Annotated in this window: 15 protein-coding genes and 1 tRNA gene; 7 read left to right on the top strand and 9 right to left on the bottom strand. The window is 70.7% G+C overall.

Features of this window, described 5'->3' with window-relative positions; translation table 11 throughout:
* Positions 1 to 98 precede the first annotated feature (98 nt).
* Positions 99 to 749 (bottom strand): lysophospholipid acyltransferase family protein, encoded by a 651-nt coding sequence (locus tag ACFVW6_RS04910; RefSeq protein WP_378825574.1) that lies wholly within the window; start codon positions 747 to 749, stop codon positions 99 to 101.
* A gap of 77 nt (positions 750 to 826) precedes the next feature.
* Between ACFVW6_RS04910 and ACFVW6_RS04915 the strand changes: the two genes are divergently transcribed.
* On the top strand, positions 827 to 1,231 hold the full coding sequence (locus tag ACFVW6_RS04915) for a TetR-like C-terminal domain-containing protein (RefSeq protein WP_378823595.1): 405 nt from the start codon (positions 827 to 829) through the stop codon (positions 1,229 to 1,231).
* Here the strand turns inward: ACFVW6_RS04915 and ACFVW6_RS04920 are convergent.
* Positions 1,228 to 2,406, bottom strand: a complete 1,179-nt coding sequence (locus ACFVW6_RS04920) for an aminotransferase class V-fold PLP-dependent enzyme (protein ID WP_378823594.1) — start codon at positions 2,404 to 2,406, stop codon at positions 1,228 to 1,230. The two genes, ACFVW6_RS04915 and ACFVW6_RS04920, sit on opposite strands and share 4 nt — an antisense overlap.
* Before the next feature lie 133 nt (positions 2,407 to 2,539).
* On the opposite strand from ACFVW6_RS04920, the gene egtA reads away from it, so the two are divergent.
* From egtA to egtD, 4 genes are all read left to right on the top strand, one after another.
* Positions 2,540 to 3,823 (top strand): ergothioneine biosynthesis glutamate--cysteine ligase EgtA, encoded by a 1,284-nt coding sequence (gene egtA / locus ACFVW6_RS04925; protein ID WP_378823591.1) that lies wholly within the window; start codon positions 2,540 to 2,542, stop codon positions 3,821 to 3,823.
* Between the two features lie 102 nt (positions 3,824 to 3,925).
* Positions 3,926 to 5,218: an ergothioneine biosynthesis protein EgtB gene (gene egtB / locus ACFVW6_RS04930; RefSeq protein ID WP_378825572.1), complete on the top strand. Its 1,293-nt coding sequence runs from the start codon at positions 3,926 to 3,928 to the stop codon at positions 5,216 to 5,218.
* Positions 5,219 to 5,357: 139 nt separating this feature from the next.
* Complete coding sequence (locus tag ACFVW6_RS04935; RefSeq protein WP_378825570.1) at positions 5,358 to 6,305, top strand: class II glutamine amidotransferase; 948 nt, start codon at positions 5,358 to 5,360, stop codon at positions 6,303 to 6,305.
* Positions 6,302 to 7,273, top strand: a complete 972-nt coding sequence (gene egtD / locus ACFVW6_RS04940; RefSeq protein WP_355273345.1) for an L-histidine N(alpha)-methyltransferase — start codon at positions 6,302 to 6,304, stop codon at positions 7,271 to 7,273. Before ACFVW6_RS04935 ends, egtD begins: the two co-directional genes overlap by 4 nt.
* A 4-nt stretch (positions 7,274 to 7,277) precedes the next feature.
* Here the strand turns inward: egtD and ACFVW6_RS04945 are convergent, their stop codons facing one another.
* From ACFVW6_RS04945 to ACFVW6_RS04970, 6 genes are all read right to left on the bottom strand, one after another.
* Positions 7,278 to 7,631: a hypothetical protein gene (locus tag ACFVW6_RS04945; protein WP_378823588.1), complete on the bottom strand. Its 354-nt coding sequence runs from the start codon at positions 7,629 to 7,631 to the stop codon at positions 7,278 to 7,280.
* Between the two features lie 54 nt (positions 7,632 to 7,685).
* Positions 7,686 to 8,330, bottom strand: a complete 645-nt coding sequence (locus ACFVW6_RS04950) for a DUF2461 domain-containing protein (protein ID WP_378823586.1) — start codon at positions 8,328 to 8,330, stop codon at positions 7,686 to 7,688.
* 25 nt (positions 8,331 to 8,355) lie between these two features.
* A complete protein-coding gene (locus ACFVW6_RS04955) occupies positions 8,356 to 9,135 on the bottom strand; it encodes a hypothetical protein (protein ID WP_378823585.1) in 780 nt (259 codons plus the stop codon).
* Between the two features lie 210 nt (positions 9,136 to 9,345).
* Positions 9,346 to 10,326 carry a ribose-phosphate diphosphokinase gene (locus tag ACFVW6_RS04960; RefSeq protein ID WP_110039788.1) on the bottom strand — a complete coding sequence of 327 codons (981 nt, stop codon included), beginning with the start codon at positions 10,324 to 10,326 and terminating at the stop codon, positions 9,346 to 9,348.
* Positions 10,323 to 11,813, bottom strand: coding sequence for a bifunctional UDP-N-acetylglucosamine diphosphorylase/glucosamine-1-phosphate N-acetyltransferase GlmU (gene glmU, locus ACFVW6_RS04965; RefSeq protein WP_378823582.1), 1,491 nt, complete (start codon positions 11,811 to 11,813; stop codon positions 10,323 to 10,325). Before glmU ends, ACFVW6_RS04960 begins: the two co-directional genes overlap by 4 nt.
* A 90-nt stretch (positions 11,814 to 11,903) precedes the next feature.
* A tRNA-Gln gene (locus tag ACFVW6_RS04970) sits at positions 11,904 to 11,974 on the bottom strand.
* A gap of 223 nt (positions 11,975 to 12,197) precedes the next feature.
* On the opposite strand from ACFVW6_RS04970, the gene ACFVW6_RS04975 reads away from it, so the two are divergent.
* Together ACFVW6_RS04975 and ACFVW6_RS04980 are read left to right on the top strand one after the other, a co-directional pair.
* Positions 12,198 to 12,824, top strand: coding sequence for a TetR/AcrR family transcriptional regulator (locus tag ACFVW6_RS04975; RefSeq protein WP_218716036.1), 627 nt, complete (start codon positions 12,198 to 12,200; stop codon positions 12,822 to 12,824).
* A 170-nt stretch (positions 12,825 to 12,994) separates the two neighbouring features.
* A complete protein-coding gene (locus tag ACFVW6_RS04980; protein WP_365007977.1) occupies positions 12,995 to 13,642 on the top strand; it encodes a TetR/AcrR family transcriptional regulator in 648 nt (215 codons plus the stop codon).
* Here ACFVW6_RS04980 and ACFVW6_RS04985 read toward each other — a convergent pair.
* A complete protein-coding gene (locus ACFVW6_RS04985) occupies positions 13,639 to 14,262 on the bottom strand; it encodes a TIGR03085 family metal-binding protein (protein ID WP_365007975.1) in 624 nt (207 codons plus the stop codon). The genes ACFVW6_RS04980 and ACFVW6_RS04985 overlap by 4 nt on opposite strands.
* Between the last annotated feature and the right edge of the window lie 81 nt (positions 14,263 to 14,343).

Genomic DNA, 14,343 nt, shown 5'->3' on the forward strand with positions numbered 1-14,343 from the left:
TTACGCCAACGATCGGTTACGGCCGTGCTCTCCCAACAGAAAATCCCGCCCCGCCCACCCGGTGTTAACCCCGACTGACAACCGAGCGTCCTCGCCGATCAGCGTTCGGCGGCAAAGGAGGCAGCGTAGCGGTCCACATATGGTCTACCTGATTGCAGCGCAATTTCCCGCATCAGCTGGTCAGTTGCCACTCTGACCTGGGCGTGGTGCACCGCTGCCGGATACCGCCGCGCCGGCTGGATGCTGATGCGCACCTTGGTGAAACGCAACAGTTTCCGACCGCGGGGGTTCATGCGGTCGGTTCCCTCCAGCACCACGGGCACCACCGGCGCCCCTGTAGCCATGGCAACGCGCAGCGCCCCGGTGCGACCACGATAGACCCTGCCGTCCACCGATCGCGTGCCCTCCGGGTGAATTGCCCAGGCGCCGCCCGCGTCGAGGATCCTGGTGGCCGCCGCGAGGGCGTCGGCGGCCGCGTCGCCCCCGGTCCGGTCCACCGGCACCTGCCCGGCGGCGGTGAAGAACCAGCGCGTGGCGCGCCCGCGCAGACCGGTGCCGGCGAAGTACTCCTGTTTGGCGAGGAAGGTGAGCGGGCGCGGGATCACCAGCGCCAGGTAGAGCGAGTCGATGAAGGCCAGGTGATTGGCCGCGATGATCACCGGCCCGGTGCGCGGCACGTGCTCGAGCCCCTCGACGCGCGGTCGTCCGAGCAGCCGCAGCAGCGGGCCGATCAGGACGTGTTTGCACAGCTGGTACCCGGGCCATCGCCAGGGCCGCCGGTGTCTCGCACGGCGCCCCGCGGCGCTGGTTCCCCACCCACGGCGCGTTGCTGGCCGCCATCGCCGCGCGCGGCTTCGCCGACCTGATCGACCGCTTCGCCGCGCTCGCCACCATCGACGACCCGCGCGAACGGCTGCGCCGGATGGCGATCGACTACGTCGACTTCGCGCTCACCCGGCCCGAGATGTTCACCCTGATGTTCCGCCACGACCTGCTGGCGGGCGCCGGCGAGAACCTGCGTGCGACGACCGAGCCGCTCTACGGTCAGGTCGTCGCGCTGGTCGCCGCGGCCCGGCCGGGCGCCGATGCCGCGGGCACGGCCCTGCTGCTGTGGACCAATGTGCACGGCATGGCCACCGTCGCCGCCAACCGGACCCTCGAGGTCGTCGCCCCCGACGCTGACCCACGCGCGCTCGCCGACCGGATCGTCGGCGAGCACCTCGGGAGCTAGCGGGTGATCTCGGCCAGCGCGGCGACGAAGCGGTCGAGGTCGTCGGTGTCGACGAAATAGTGCGGGGAGGCCCGCACGATCGCGGGCAGCTCGCGCGCGGTCATGTCCAGCAGGGTGGAGCCCGCGTGGCTGACGGTCACGGTGACGGCGTGCTCGGCGAGCCGGTCGCGCAGCGCGACCGGCTCGTGACCGTCGACGGTGAACGAGACGATCCCGCTGTGTTCGGTGCCCAGATCGCGCACGGTCACCCCGGGGATGCCGGGCAGGGCCTTGCGCAGGTAACCCGCCCGGTCCGCGACGGCGGCGTAGACCTCGTCGGGGCCGAGGGCGAGCAGGTAGTCCACGGCGGCGCCGAGCCCGAGCCGGGCGGCCACGTCGCACTCCCAGAACTCGAAGCGGGACGCGTCCGGGGCCAGCCGGTACTCGGCCGGGCTCACCCACTGCGCGCTGTGCAGGTCGAGGCGGCCCGGTTCCATCGTGCGCACCAGTTCGTTACGGACATAAAGGAATCCGGTGCCGCGCGGCCCGCGCAGCCACTTGCGGCCGGTGGCCGAGAGCGCGTCGACGCCGAGCGCGCCGACATCGATGGGCAGCTGCCCGATCGACTGGCAGGCGTCCAGCAGCACCAGCGCGCCCGCCTCGTGGGCGATCCGGGTGGCCTCGCCGACCGGGTTCACCAGGCCGCCGTTGGTCGGCGCGTGCTGCAGCGAGACCAGCTTGACGCGCTCGTCCAGCATGGCCGCGAGGGCGTCGGTATCGAGTCGGCCGGTGTCGTCGCTGGGAATGTGCTCGACCACCGCGCCGGTCTGCCGGGCGCGCTGGAGCGCGGCGATGGCGTTGCTGGCGTAATCGGCACCGGAGATCAGGATGCGGTCGCCGGGACGCAGCGCGACCGAATAGGCGAAATCGGCCCATGACCGGCTCGCACTGTCGCTGAGCGCGATGGTGTCGGCGGTGGCGCCGATCAGGGTCGCGATCGAGGTCTTCACCGCGGCCAGGTCGTCGAGGCGCTCGTTTGCCGTACGGTAGCCACCGATCTCCGCCTCCCGGCGCAGATGGGCGATCACGGTGTCGGTGACCACCCGCGGCGACAGCGACGATCCGGCGCTGTCCAGGAATACCTGCCCGGACGCGAGTCCGGGAGTGTCGGCTCTGATCGCGGCGAGGTCCATCATGGCGACGACCCTACCGCCGCCGAGCTGTTCCCCATTTCGTCACTTTTCCTGTCGGTGCCCATCGCTACTCTGGAATGAGTCGGTTGCACGAGCACGCGGTTTCCACGGCGGTACCCAGTACGCGGAGGTTGGCATGGCGGTCACTCTGGAACGTTCTTCGTGGCCCGATTCCGTCACCGACCAGGGCGAACTATCGTCCAGGGCGGCGGCGGAGGCCTATGTCGGCGGGGTCTGTTTCAAGCTGGGACCACCGGCGCTGATCGGCGCGGAACTGGAGTGGCTCACCGCCGGGCCCACCGGTGCGCGTCCCTCGCTCGAGCTCATGGCGGCGGCCCTCGGGCCCCACGCACCCACCTCGATCGCCCCGGCCTCGGCCGCGGCACCCCTGCCCGGCGGCAGCAGGGTGACCATCGAACCCGGTGGTCAGATAGAACTCTCCAGCGCCCCGTTCGCCGATCCGGCGGTGCTGACGCAGCAGCTCGCGGCTGATGCGGCCCGTTTGCGGGACCTGCTCGCCGCCCACGACATCGGCATCGAATCCCTCGCCTCCGACGCTCGTCGTCCGGCCGAACGCCTGCTCCGGCTGCCCCGCTACGCGGCCATGGAACGCCGGTTCGCCGGGGTCGGACCGTTCGGCACCCTCATGATGTGCAATACCGCGGCCACCCAGGTCAGCATCGACGCGGGCGCCGATCCCGCCGAGGTCAGGGCCCGCTGGACGGCGCTCTACGTCCTCGGGCCTGCCCTGATCGCCGCCTTCGCCTGCTCGCCCCGGCTCTACGGCGCCCCGCCGGGGGAGTGGGCCTCGCAGCGGATGCGCACCTGGCTGCGGCTCGACCCGTCCCGCACCCGCCCGCCGGTCGCCGACTGGTCCGATCCGATCGCCGCCTACGCGCACTGGGCACTGGACGTACCGCTGCTGTGCGTGCGCTGCACCGAGCGCGACGCCGACTGGTCACCCCCACCTGGCGCCACCTTCGCCGACTGGCTGGCGGGCGCGCTCGACGACGAGGTCGGCCGCCGCCCCGGCACCGCCGACCTGGACTACCACCTGACCACCCTGTTCCCGCCGGTCCGGGCCGCCGGCCATCTCGAGGTGCGCTACCTCGACACCCAGCCCGGCGACACCTGGACCACCCCGATCCACCTGTTCGACGCGCTGCTGTCCACGCCCGCCGTGGTGGCCGAGGCGACCGCCCTGGCCGCGCCGACCGCGGGGGAGTGGCTGGGCGCGGCCCGCACCGGCCTGCTCGACCCGCAGGTGCGCCGGGTCGCGGTCGACCTGCTCGAGCTGGCCGCACAGCACGCCCGATCCGCACCCGCCGCACAGGAATTGGCGCTCGCCGCCCGCCGATGTCGCACCGGCGGCAGTCCCCTCGCCGTGGCGCGTGCGCGCAACGGGTCGGGCGGTTCCTGACAGGTTCCGCGCCCGCAGGCCCGATGACGTTGTCGCCCACATCCTTTCGGAGTTGATCCCGTGACCCTTTCCGCCCCCGCCGATCACAGCGACCGCGACCGCATGCGCGACCGCATCGCCGAGGTACTGCAGCGGGCCCGCCGCCGCACCGCCGTCCTCACCGACAGCGTCGACGAGGCCGATCTCGTCGCCCAGCACTCGCCGCTGATGAGCCCGCTGGTCTGGGACCTCGCCCATATCGGCAATCAGGAAGAACTGTGGCTGGTGCGCGATGTCGGCGGCCGTGAGGCGGTCCGGGCCGATATCGACGAGCTCTACGACGCCTTCAAACACGCCCGCGTGAACCGGCCCGCGCTGCCCCTGCTGAATCCCGATCAGGCACGCGGTTACGTCGGCGCCGTGCGCGAGAAGGTCTGGGACGTGCTCGGTTCCAGTGATCTGTCCGGTGATCCGCTGGTGGACAAGGGTTTCGCCTTCGGCATGATCGCCCAGCACGAACAGCAGCACGACGAGACCATGCTCGCCACCCATCAGCTGCGGCGCGGCGGGCCGGTGCTCTCGGCGCTACCCGCGCCCACCGTGTCGATCCCCGCTACCGGCGAAGTGCGGGTTCCCGCAGGCGAATTCCTGATGGGCACCTCCGCCGACCCCTGGGCTCTGGACAACGAACGCCCGGCCCATCCGGTGCACGTGCCCGGCTTCGCCATCGACGTCGCGCCGGTGACCAACGAGCAGTACCTGGCCTTCCTCGACGACGGCGGCTACGACCGCCCCGAGCTGTGGTCGGAGCGGGGCTGGGCGCACCGGCAGGAGGCCGGGCTCGTCGCGCCGCAGTTCTGGGAGCGCGACGGTGGGCAGTGGACCCGCGTCGCGTTCGGCGCGCGCACCCCGCTGCGGCCGCGTCAGCCCGTCGTGCACGTGTGCTGGTTCGAGGCCGAGGCGTACGCGCGCTGGGCGGGCAAGCGCCTGCCGACCGAGGCCGAATGGGAGAAGGCGGCCCGGTTCGATCCGGCCACCGGCGACTCCCGCCGCTACCCGTGGGGCGAGGACACCCCCGACGAGCACCTGGCCAACCTCGGTCAGCGGCATCTGGAACCCGCCGAGGTCGGCGCCTACCCGGCCGGCGTCTCGGCGACCGGCGTGCACCAGCTGATCGGCGATGTCTGGGAGTGGTGCTCCTCGGGCTTCGAGGCCTACCCGGGCTTCCGCGCCTTCCCGTACCGGGAGTACTCCGAGGTCTTCTTCGGCGGCGACTACCGGATCCTGCGCGGTGGCTCGTTCGGCACCGACGAGGTGGCGTGCCGCGGCACCTTCCGCAACTGGGACCACCCGATCCGCAGGCAGATCTTCGCCGGCTTCCGACTGGCTCGCGACCTGCGCGAGGACGAGATCTGATGCGCGGTGGTGACATCGGCGACCGGCGGCCGAGCTCGGCCCGCCGATCGGGAACGGCCGCGTGCCCGACGCGGTCCGCGTCGCCGCGGGGTTCGTCGGAGTCCGGCGATGCCGAGTCCACCCGGTCGGCGGTCCGCTGATGTGCCGTCATCTGGGGTATGTCGGCCCGCCGGTGGCGGTCGGCGAGCTGGTCGTGCGCGGGCCCCATTCGCTGTACCAGCAGTCCTGGGCGCCCGCCGATATGCGGGCCGGCGGCACGATCAACGCCGACGGCTTCGGCGTCGCCTGGTGGCGTGGGGCCGAGGGCGCGCGCGACACGGTCACCCGCTATCGCAACGCGGCGCCGATCTGGACCGACCCGGCCGTGGCCGAGGTGCTCGGGCAGCTGGAGTCGCGCGCCGTGCTCGCGGCGGTGCGCTCCGCCACGGTCGGCATGCCGGTGGAACGGGCCGCGTGCGCGCCGTTCGTCGACGAGCACTGGGCCTTCAGCCACAACGGTGTCGTGCCCGACTGGCGGACGACATTGGCGCGGGTCCGTGCGGACCTGGACGAAATGTTCGCCACCCCAACGGCACTCGCTCACTCGGCGGCATCGTGGCCACCGGCGAGCCACGGACCGGCGTCGGCCGCGCAGCCGGGGGCCGCCGCCGAGTCGCGGGCCGGTTCGGTGCCGGAGGCCGCGGGTCCGCTGCTCGGTTCGGCCGAGGTGCTGTTGCGGGCCGAGGCGCTCACCGACTCCGCCGCCCTGTGGGTGCTGCTGCGCGGACTGCTCGGCGCCATCACCCCCGACGGCCCCGTCACCTCGCCCGCCGACGCGCTCCGCCTGCTGGTCGCCGCAGTCCTGCGCCACCAGCCCACCGCCCGGCTGAACCTGTTGCTCGGCAACGGGACCGAGCTCTGGGCGACCACCTGCTGGCATGCCCTGTCGGTCCTGGTGGCCGACGACTACACCGTGCTCTCCTCCGAACCGTACGACGCCGATCCGCGGTGGCGCCCGATCGCCGATCACCAGCTGGTGATCGCCACCCCCGGCCACTGCACCGTCACCGCTCTCGAGCTTCCCGTCACCGAAAGGGTCCGTTCATGACCGCGCCGCTGCTGGACATCCATCTCACCGACGACGATCTCACCGCGGCCTTGCGCGCCGACGCCAGGACCGGCCTCACCGCCACCCCGAAATCGCTGCCGCCCAAGTGGTTCTACGACGCGCGCGGCAGCGAGCTGTTCGAGCGGATCACCGAGCTACCCGAGTACTACCCCACCCGCACCGAGCGCGCCCTGCTGGCCCGCGTCGTCGGCGAGATCGCCGCGGCGGCCCGGCCCGAGGTCCTGGTGGAGCTCGGGTCCGGCTCGGCGGCCAAGACCCGGCTGCTGCTGAACGCGCTCACCGCCGAAGGGTCGCTGAAAACCTATGTTCCGCAGGATGTCTCGGCCTCCGCGCTGCGGGGCGCCGCCGCCGAGATCGCCGCCGAGTACCCGCAGCTCGGCGTGCACGGCGTGGTCAGCGATTTCACCGACACCCTGCACAATCTGCCGCGTGGCGGCCGCCGGATGATCGCCTTCCTCGGCGGCACCATCGGCAACCTGGTGCCCGCCGAGCGGGCCGAGTTCCTGGCCGGCATCACCGAGGTGCTCGAACCCGGTGAGCTGCTGCTGCTCGGCGCCGGTCTGGTGATCGACCCGGCCGTCCTGGTCCCGGCCTACGACGACGCGGCCGGCGTCACCGCCGAGTTCAACCGCAATGTGCTGCACGTGCTCAACCACCGTCTCGGCGCCGACTTCGTCCCGGAGAAGTTCGAGCACGTGGCGCTGTGGGACGCCGAGCACGAGTGGATCGAGATGCGCCTGCGCGCGACCGAGGCGATGACGGCCACCGTCGCCGACCTGGACCTGACCGTCGACTTCGCGGCGGGCGAGCAGATGCGGACCGAGATCTCCGCCAAGTTCCGGCCCGAGGGCCTGCGCGCCGAACTCGACGCCGCCGGGTTCAGCACCGCGCGCACCTGGACCGACCCGGACAACCGCTTCGCCCTGGTGCTGGCCGAGCGCCGCTGAGCGGCTACAGGTCGAGCTCGTCGGCGAGGTACTCGCCGTCGGTCAGGTTCTCGTCGCCCTCGAGGTCGCGTTCGGCGCCGTCGTCGTAGAGGTCGCCGTCGACGGCGTCGTCACCGACGACCCGGACCGCCGACACCTCGGCGGGGCGTTCGTCCTCCGCGATGGCCTCGCGGGCGGCGCCCGCCTCCGACCACTCCTCGTCGACCTCCTCGTTGATGCCGAGGAAGCCGTCGGCGTCGGCCTCGTGGTTGCGGATGACGTAGTCCTGCGGCGGGTCCTCGACGTACCGCTCGTATTCGACGATGTCGTCGGCCTGATCGTCGTCGCCCATGTCCATGTCCAGTGGTTCACGGCTCATGAGTCCAGTATCGGCCTCCGGTCGGCGTCCGTCACCGCTGCCACGCCCGCCGGGTCAGTGGGCGACGCCCTCGAAGACGCCGGTGAACCACTCGACCAGTGGCCGCAGCTCGGTCCACGCGCGCCGGATCTCGGTGGCCGCCGCCGGGGTGCTCAGCCAGTCGGGCGCGCCGAACTCGCGGTGCGCGGTGAGCGACTTGTGCCGCAGCAGCTCGATCCGGGGATGGTCGGCGGAGTAGCCCTTCGGCTTGGTCTTGAGGCGGTCGCCGCCGATGGTGAAGCCCGCCGCGGTGGCCGTGGCCAGGATCGCCTCGAGTTCGGCGCCGCGTACGTCGTCGTCGATGGTGGCCCGCAGGGTGGCCAGGGCCGCGGGCGACATCATGTAGCAGCCGCCCGCCACGAACAGCCCCGCCGCGCCGATCTGGACGTACCAGCCCACGCCGGGCGCGGTGGCCGCGACCGCGCCCTGATGGTTCTTGTAGGGCACCTTGTCGGCGGAGAACCGGACGTCGCGATAGGGCCGGAAGATCTTGGCGGGTCCGAACTCGGCCTCGAGTTCGGCGGTCAGCGCCGTCATCGGTGCGCGCACCGCCTCGTCGTAGGTGCGCTTGTGCGCGGTCCAGAAGGCCTTGGAGTTGTCGGCTTCCAGGTCCTCGTAGAAGTCGAGGGCCGCCAGCGGAAAACCAGTGAAAGCGTCCATGGTGTACCAGTATCGTCCGCGCCGGTCAGGCGCCGCCGATCGCCGCGATGAACAGCACGAACACCAGCACCGCGAGCGCGGCGACCGCGCCGTTGGCGATCGCCGCCCACTTGCCCATCTGCTCGCCCTTGGCGTGGCCGACGACCCCGAGCACGATCCCGGTCGGCGCGGTGACCAGCACCGGCAGCCCACACAGCATCAGCCCGCCCAGCACCGAGGCGGCCACACAGCAGAAACTGATGATCGACCAGATGGGCGTGCTGTCGACATAGCCGTAGCGCGGCGCCAGCGGCTGCGGCGGCCCGTAGGCAGGCGGCGCATACCCCGGATAGCCCACCGCGGGCGGATACGCCGGACGCGGGAACATCGGTCCGACAACCGGTGGCGGCGCCGGATACGGCGGCAACTCGACCGGCGGCACTGCCCGCTCCACCCCGGCCCAGGGCGCCTGGGCCTGCGGCACGGCGGGCGGCAGCGGTTCAACCGGCGGCGCGGCCCGCTCGACCCCGGCCCACGGCGCCTCGGCCTGCGGCACGGCGGCCACGGGCGGCGGCACGGCAGGCGCGGCCTGCGGCACGGCGGCCACAGGCGGCGGCACGCCAGGCGCGGCCTGCGGCACGGCGGCCACAGGCGGCGGCGCGGCGGGCGCGGCCTGCGGCACGGAGGGCGCGGGCGGTGGTGGCGGCAACTCGGCGGGCGGCAAGCCGTCGGTCCACATCCGCTCGGTGGGCGCAGGCGCATCCTGCACCCGAGGCACCACCCGATCCTTGCCCAGCTCGACCCGCCGCTCCGGCTCGCTACTCATGTTCCCCCTGCCACCTGCCGCATCCCGAACTACAGCACCACCATGCCCCGAAACCAGTCAGCGCGCCACGTCCGAAGACGAAGCGCGCCGACCGATCACGTCAGAACATGGGTAACTCACCGGGCACGGGCGAACCCTCCACCCAGGAAGGCTTGCCGCGTCCCCAACTCACTCCGCACCTAGGTCTGGCCAAGAATCGCGGAGAGGCGGTCAGGCGTTGCCGTTGAAGAGGCCGGTGACCGAGCCGTTCTCGAAGACCTCACGGATGGTGCGGGCCAGCAGCGGCGCGATCGACAGCACGGTCAGCGTGGGGAACTTCTTCTCCTCGCTGATCGGCAGGGTATTGGTGATGACCACTTCCCTGGCACCGCAGTTGGCCAGGCGCTCGGCGGCCGGGTCGCTCAGCACGCCGTGGGTGGCGGCGATGATGACGTCGCCCGCGCCGGCTTCCTTGAGCACCTTGACCGCGCCGGCGATGGTGCCACCGGTGTCGATCATGTCGTCGATCAGCACGCAGGTGCGGCCCTCGACGTCACCGACGACGCGGTTGGACTTCACCTGGTTGGGGACCAGCGGGTCGCGTGTCTTGTGGATGAACGCCAGCGGGGTACCGCCGAGCGAGTCGGCCCACTTCTCGGCGACCTTCACGCGGCCCGCGTCGGGCGAGACCACGGCCAGGTTGTCCGACGGGTAGTTGGTGCGGATGTACTCCGAGAGCTGCACCAGCGCGTGCATGTGATCGACGGGGCCGTCGAAGAAGCCCTGGATCTGGTCGGTGTGCAGGTCGACGGTGATGATGCGGTCGGCGCCCGCGGTCTTGAGCAGGTCGGCGACGAGACGGGCCGAGATCGGCTCGCGGCCGCGGTGCTTCTTGTCCTGGCGCGCGTACGGGTAGAACGGCAGCACCGCGGTGATCCGCTTGGCCGAGCCGCGCTTGAGCGCGTCGATCATGATGAGCTGTTCCATCAGCCACTGGTTCAGCGGGGCCGGGAAGCTCTGCAGCACGAAGGCGTCGGAACCGCGCACCGACTCCTCGAACCGAACGAAGATCTCGCCGTTGGCGAAGTCGCGCGCGGTCTGCGGCGTGATGTCGACGTCCAGCTCCTTGGCGACCTGCTCGGCCAGCTCAGGATGTGACCGGCCGGCGAAGAGCATCAAGTTCTTCTGGTTGTCGATCGAGAACGCGGTCACTGCTGGTTGCCATCCTTTTGCTCGATTGTCTGATCAGACGTCTCGTTTGCCGCGATGGCATCCGCCGCCGCGCGCGCCGCAGCGGTTCCTGGACGGTAACGCTGCACCCAGTTCTCAATGATGCGCTGTGGTCCACCCGACACGGCCAGTGCCCCCGGTGGAACGCTTCTACGCAGCACAGTACCCGCACCCGTATAGGCGCCGTCACCCACGGTGACCGGGGCGATGAACATCGTGTCGCTACCGGTCCGCACATGGGAACCGACCACGGTGTGGTGCTTGTTGACGCCGTCATAGTTCACGAAAACGCTGGAAGCGCCGATGTTGCTGTACTCACCGATGGTCGCGTCACCGACGTAGGTCAGGTGCGGCACCTTCGAGTGCGCTCCGATCGAGGCGTTCTTGGTTTCGACGAAGGCGCCCAGCTTGCCCTGCTCACCGACGACGGTGCCCGGCCGCAGATAGCTGTACGGGCCGATGGTCGCGCTGTCGCCGATCTCGGCGCGCTCGCCGTGCGTGCGCACGACGCTCGCGCCGGCGCCGACGACGACGTCGGTCAGCGTGGTGTCCGGTCCGATCTCGGCGTCCTCGCCGATGTGGGTCTCGCCGAAGAGCTGGGTGCCCGGCCGCAGCACGGCGTCGCGCCCGATCCGCACGCTCGCGTCGACCCAGGTCGTGGCCGGATCGATGATCGTCACGCCGGCCCGCATGTGCCGTTCGAGGATGTACCGGTTGAGGGTGGCGCCCGCCTGCGAGAGCTGCACGCGGTCGTTGACGCCGGTCACCTTGTTGGAGTCGACCAGGCGCGCGCCGTGCACCGGATGCCCGGCCTCGCGGGCCAGCCGGAGCACATCGGTGAGGTACAGCTCGTGCTGGGCGTTGGCGGTGGACAGCCGTCCGATCATGGTGCGCAGCACCGAGGCGTCGAAGGCGTAGACGCCGGAGTTGACCTCTTTGATCGCGGCCTGTGCCGGGGTGGCGTCGGCGTGCTCGACGATCTCGGCGACCTGGCCGTCGACATCGCGCACGATCCGGCCGTAGCCGTTGGCGTCGTCGGGGACGAAGGTCAGCACGGTGACCGCAGGGCGTTCGGCGTAGCTGCGGTGCTCGTCGAGCAGCGCGGCGAGGGTGTGCCCGTCCAGCAGCGGGACGTCGGCCGAGGTGACGAGCAGGTCGCCGTCGAAGTCCGCAGGCACCGAGTCCAGCGCGCACTGCACCGCGTGGCCGGTACCGAGCTGCTCCTCCTGCACCGCGCAGACGATCTCGCGGCCGAGTTCCTTGCCCACCTCGGCGACGGCGGCGCCGACCTTGTCGCGGTCGTGGCCGACCACGGTGATCAGATGGGTCGGGTCGATCTCGACGGCGGCGTGCAGCGCGTGCGAGAGCATCGACCGACCGGCCAATGGGTGCAGCACTTTCGGAGTCTTCGACCGCATTCGCGTCCCGGCACCAGCGGCGAGAACGACGACGGCGGTCTGCGGTGGCATGGATCTCCCTCGGCTGCCTGTCAGCGAGTGTGCTGTGGCGGGTTCGGTCGGTGATGGTGCGGGCCGACGATACGTCACTGTGTCCGTGTGCTCCGCCGCCAGGACTCGAACCTGAACTATCTGAACCAAAATCAGAGGTGCTGCCATTACACTACGGCGGATCGCCACACCAGTGGGCCGTGAGAGCCCACCACTGTGCTACGGCACGGCATGATCCTCGCACATGATCCCGCCACCCGGCGAATCTTGTGTACGCCTGTCGCGAGCACCCGCCCGGCCCGTTGTTAGCCTTCTGGAACGCACGTACAGATCTCGTGAGCCGAAATCACGGAGAGGCGGGGGAGCATGTCGTCGACGGAGTCGGGGCGTCCTACCAGACCGAGGATGACCGGAACGCAACGGCGGCAGCAACTGATCGAGATCGGTCGCGCGTTGTTCGCCGAACGGGGATATGACGCGACATCGATCGAGGAGATCGCGCAGCGCGCCCAGGTGTCCAAGCCGGTCGTCTACGAGCACTTCGGCGGCAAGGAGGGGCTCTACGCGGTCGTGGTCGACCGTGAGATGTCGATGCTGCTGGACATGATCACCTCCTCGCTCACCCAGAACCGCTCCCGGGTCCGGCTCGAACAGGTGGCGCTGGCCCTGCTGGCCTACATCGAGGAGCGCACCGACGGCTTCCGGATCCTGGTGCGCGACCAGCCCGCCGTGAACGCCGACGGCCGCTACTCGAGCCTGCTCAACGAGGCCGTCAACCAGGTCGCGCACCTGCTCGCCGGTGACTTCGCGCGCCGCGATCTGGATCCGAGCCTGGCCCCGCTCTACGCGCAGGCGCTCGTCGGCATGGTCTCCACCGCGGCGACCTGGTGGCTCGACGAGCGCACGCCGTCGAAAGAAGTGGTCGCGGCGCATCTGGTCAACCTGTGCTGGAACGGATTGAGCCACTTGGAAGCCGAACCGGGGCTCAGCTCCGAATGGAATACGGGACAGGCAGGCGGATCGGCGGGGTAACCGGACGATAGCGCCCGCGGCTACAGCGAATCCAGGATTCGGCTGCCGCGTAGCCGCCTGGTGGTACGGTTCACCCATCCTTTTGGGTGCTGCCGGGCGGTAAGTCGATCAAACTTCGGGATGTCGGTCTACTTCAGGATGGCTGGATTATTGGATGACAGGCGGATCTGATGGCTAGGCAAGCGCGCGCGGAGATCACCCGCGACTCCGTCCTTGCTGGCGCTGCCGATGTCTTTCTCCGTTTGGGCTACGCCAACGCGAGCCTCAGCGAAATCATCGCGCAGTCCAATGTGACCAAGGGCGCCTTGTACTTTCACTTCGGCTCCAAGGAGGAGCTGGCCAGGGCGGTGGTCGACCAGGGCAACGAGCGCCTGGTCGGTTCGTGCCAGGGGTTCTTCGATTCCCGGGTGCCCGCGCTGGAGGCGTGCATCGGCATCACCTACGTGGTGGCCGACCTGTCGATGAACGATCCGATGGTCGGGGCGATGCTCAAGCTCACCCACCAGATCGGTGACTATCGCGGCGCCCAGGGCGACAACATCGCCAAGGTGTGGAGTGAGACGTACCGGGTGCTGGCCGAGCGGGCGATCGCCCAGGGCGATCTGCACGCCGAGCTCGATCCCGAGGTGGTCGGGCTGCTGCTGCACGAGCTGACGGCGGGCGTGCACATCGTCGCGGTCGGCACCGAGTCGATGGATCAGATGGCGTCCAGGATGGAACGCGCCTGGTACTTCCTGCTGCCCTCGATCGTGCCCGCGGAGAAGCTGTCCTACTTCCGCGAGTTCGCCGCCCGCCGTCTGCGTCGCTACGTGCTCTAGACGCTGCGGTCGGTGGCGAGCACCGCGCGCACGTCGTCCTCGGTGCCCGTGGTCTCGATCCTGACCTCGTTGCGCCCGAACGCGTGCAGCAGCAGCTCCGACGGCTTGCCGGTGAGCACGACCTCCGGGCCCGCGGCGCGGTGCGCGGTCACCCGGTCGCCGTCCGGCGTCGCGAGCACCACGGCGACCGGCGACTTGCGGTAGGCCGTGCGCGCCACCATGCGCAGCGCCGACCACAGCCGCTTCTCGTCGGCGGCCGCCAATTCCCGTGGCGTCCAACCGGGTTCGGCTCGGCGGACGTCCTCGTGGTGGACGAACATCTCGGTCAGGTTGGCGTAGGCGTCGACCGGCTTGAGCGGCGACCACCACGGCGGCCCGGTGCGCACCAGCTCGGCCAGTTCGGCGAACGGCCGCTGGGCGATCTTGTCCTGGGCCGCGTCCAGGTACCCGGCCAGCGGCTTGACCAGGATGCCCAGGGAGGCGTCGGGCCTGCGCTCGCGGACCACCAGGTGGGCGGCGAGATCGTGCACCGTCCACGTACCGCACAGGGTGGGCGCCGACGGCCCAGCTTCGATCATTGTCGCCACCAGGGCGTGGCGTTCGCGTTGAGCCAGACTCACGGTCTCGACGGTACGCGCCGAGCGGCGGCGGGCGCACCGGCGCCATGTGTAGGGGTGGGCATCGGCCTGGAAAGTAGTGCC

Origin of the sequence: Nocardia sp. NPDC058244 (genome assembly GCF_042882065.1) — a bacterium.
Classification (GTDB): domain Bacteria; phylum Actinomycetota; class Actinomycetes; order Mycobacteriales; family Mycobacteriaceae; genus Nocardia.

Bases quoted from the DNA above. Each gene is read 5' to 3' on its own strand.
- ACFVW6_RS04920 (WP_378823594.1), bottom strand. From the start codon at position 2,406: ATGATGGACCTCGCCGCGATCAGAGCCGACACTCCCGGACTCGCGTCC.
- egtA (WP_378823591.1), top strand. From the start codon at position 2,540: ATGGCGGTCACTCTGGAACGTTCTTCGTGGCCCGATTCCGTCACCGAC.
- egtB (WP_378825572.1), top strand. From the start codon at position 3,926: ATGCGCGACCGCATCGCCGAGGTACTGCAGCGGGCCCGCCGCCGCACC.
- ACFVW6_RS04935 (WP_378825570.1), top strand. From the start codon at position 5,358: ATGTGCCGTCATCTGGGGTATGTCGGCCCGCCGGTGGCGGTCGGCGAG.
- egtD (WP_355273345.1), top strand. From the start codon at position 6,302: ATGACCGCGCCGCTGCTGGACATCCATCTCACCGACGACGATCTCACC.
- ACFVW6_RS04945 (WP_378823588.1), bottom strand. From the start codon at position 7,631: ATGAGCCGTGAACCACTGGACATGGACATGGGCGACGACGATCAGGCC.
- ACFVW6_RS04950 (WP_378823586.1), bottom strand. From the start codon at position 8,330: ATGGACGCTTTCACTGGTTTTCCGCTGGCGGCCCTCGACTTCTACGAG.
- ACFVW6_RS04955 (WP_378823585.1), bottom strand. From the start codon at position 9,135: ATGAGTAGCGAGCCGGAGCGGCGGGTCGAGCTGGGCAAGGATCGGGTG.
- glmU (WP_378823582.1), bottom strand. From the start codon at position 11,813: ATGCCACCGCAGACCGCCGTCGTCGTTCTCGCCGCTGGTGCCGGGACG.
- ACFVW6_RS04975 (WP_218716036.1), top strand. From the start codon at position 12,198: ATGACCGGAACGCAACGGCGGCAGCAACTGATCGAGATCGGTCGCGCG.
- ACFVW6_RS04980 (WP_365007977.1), top strand. From the start codon at position 12,995: ATGGCTAGGCAAGCGCGCGCGGAGATCACCCGCGACTCCGTCCTTGCT.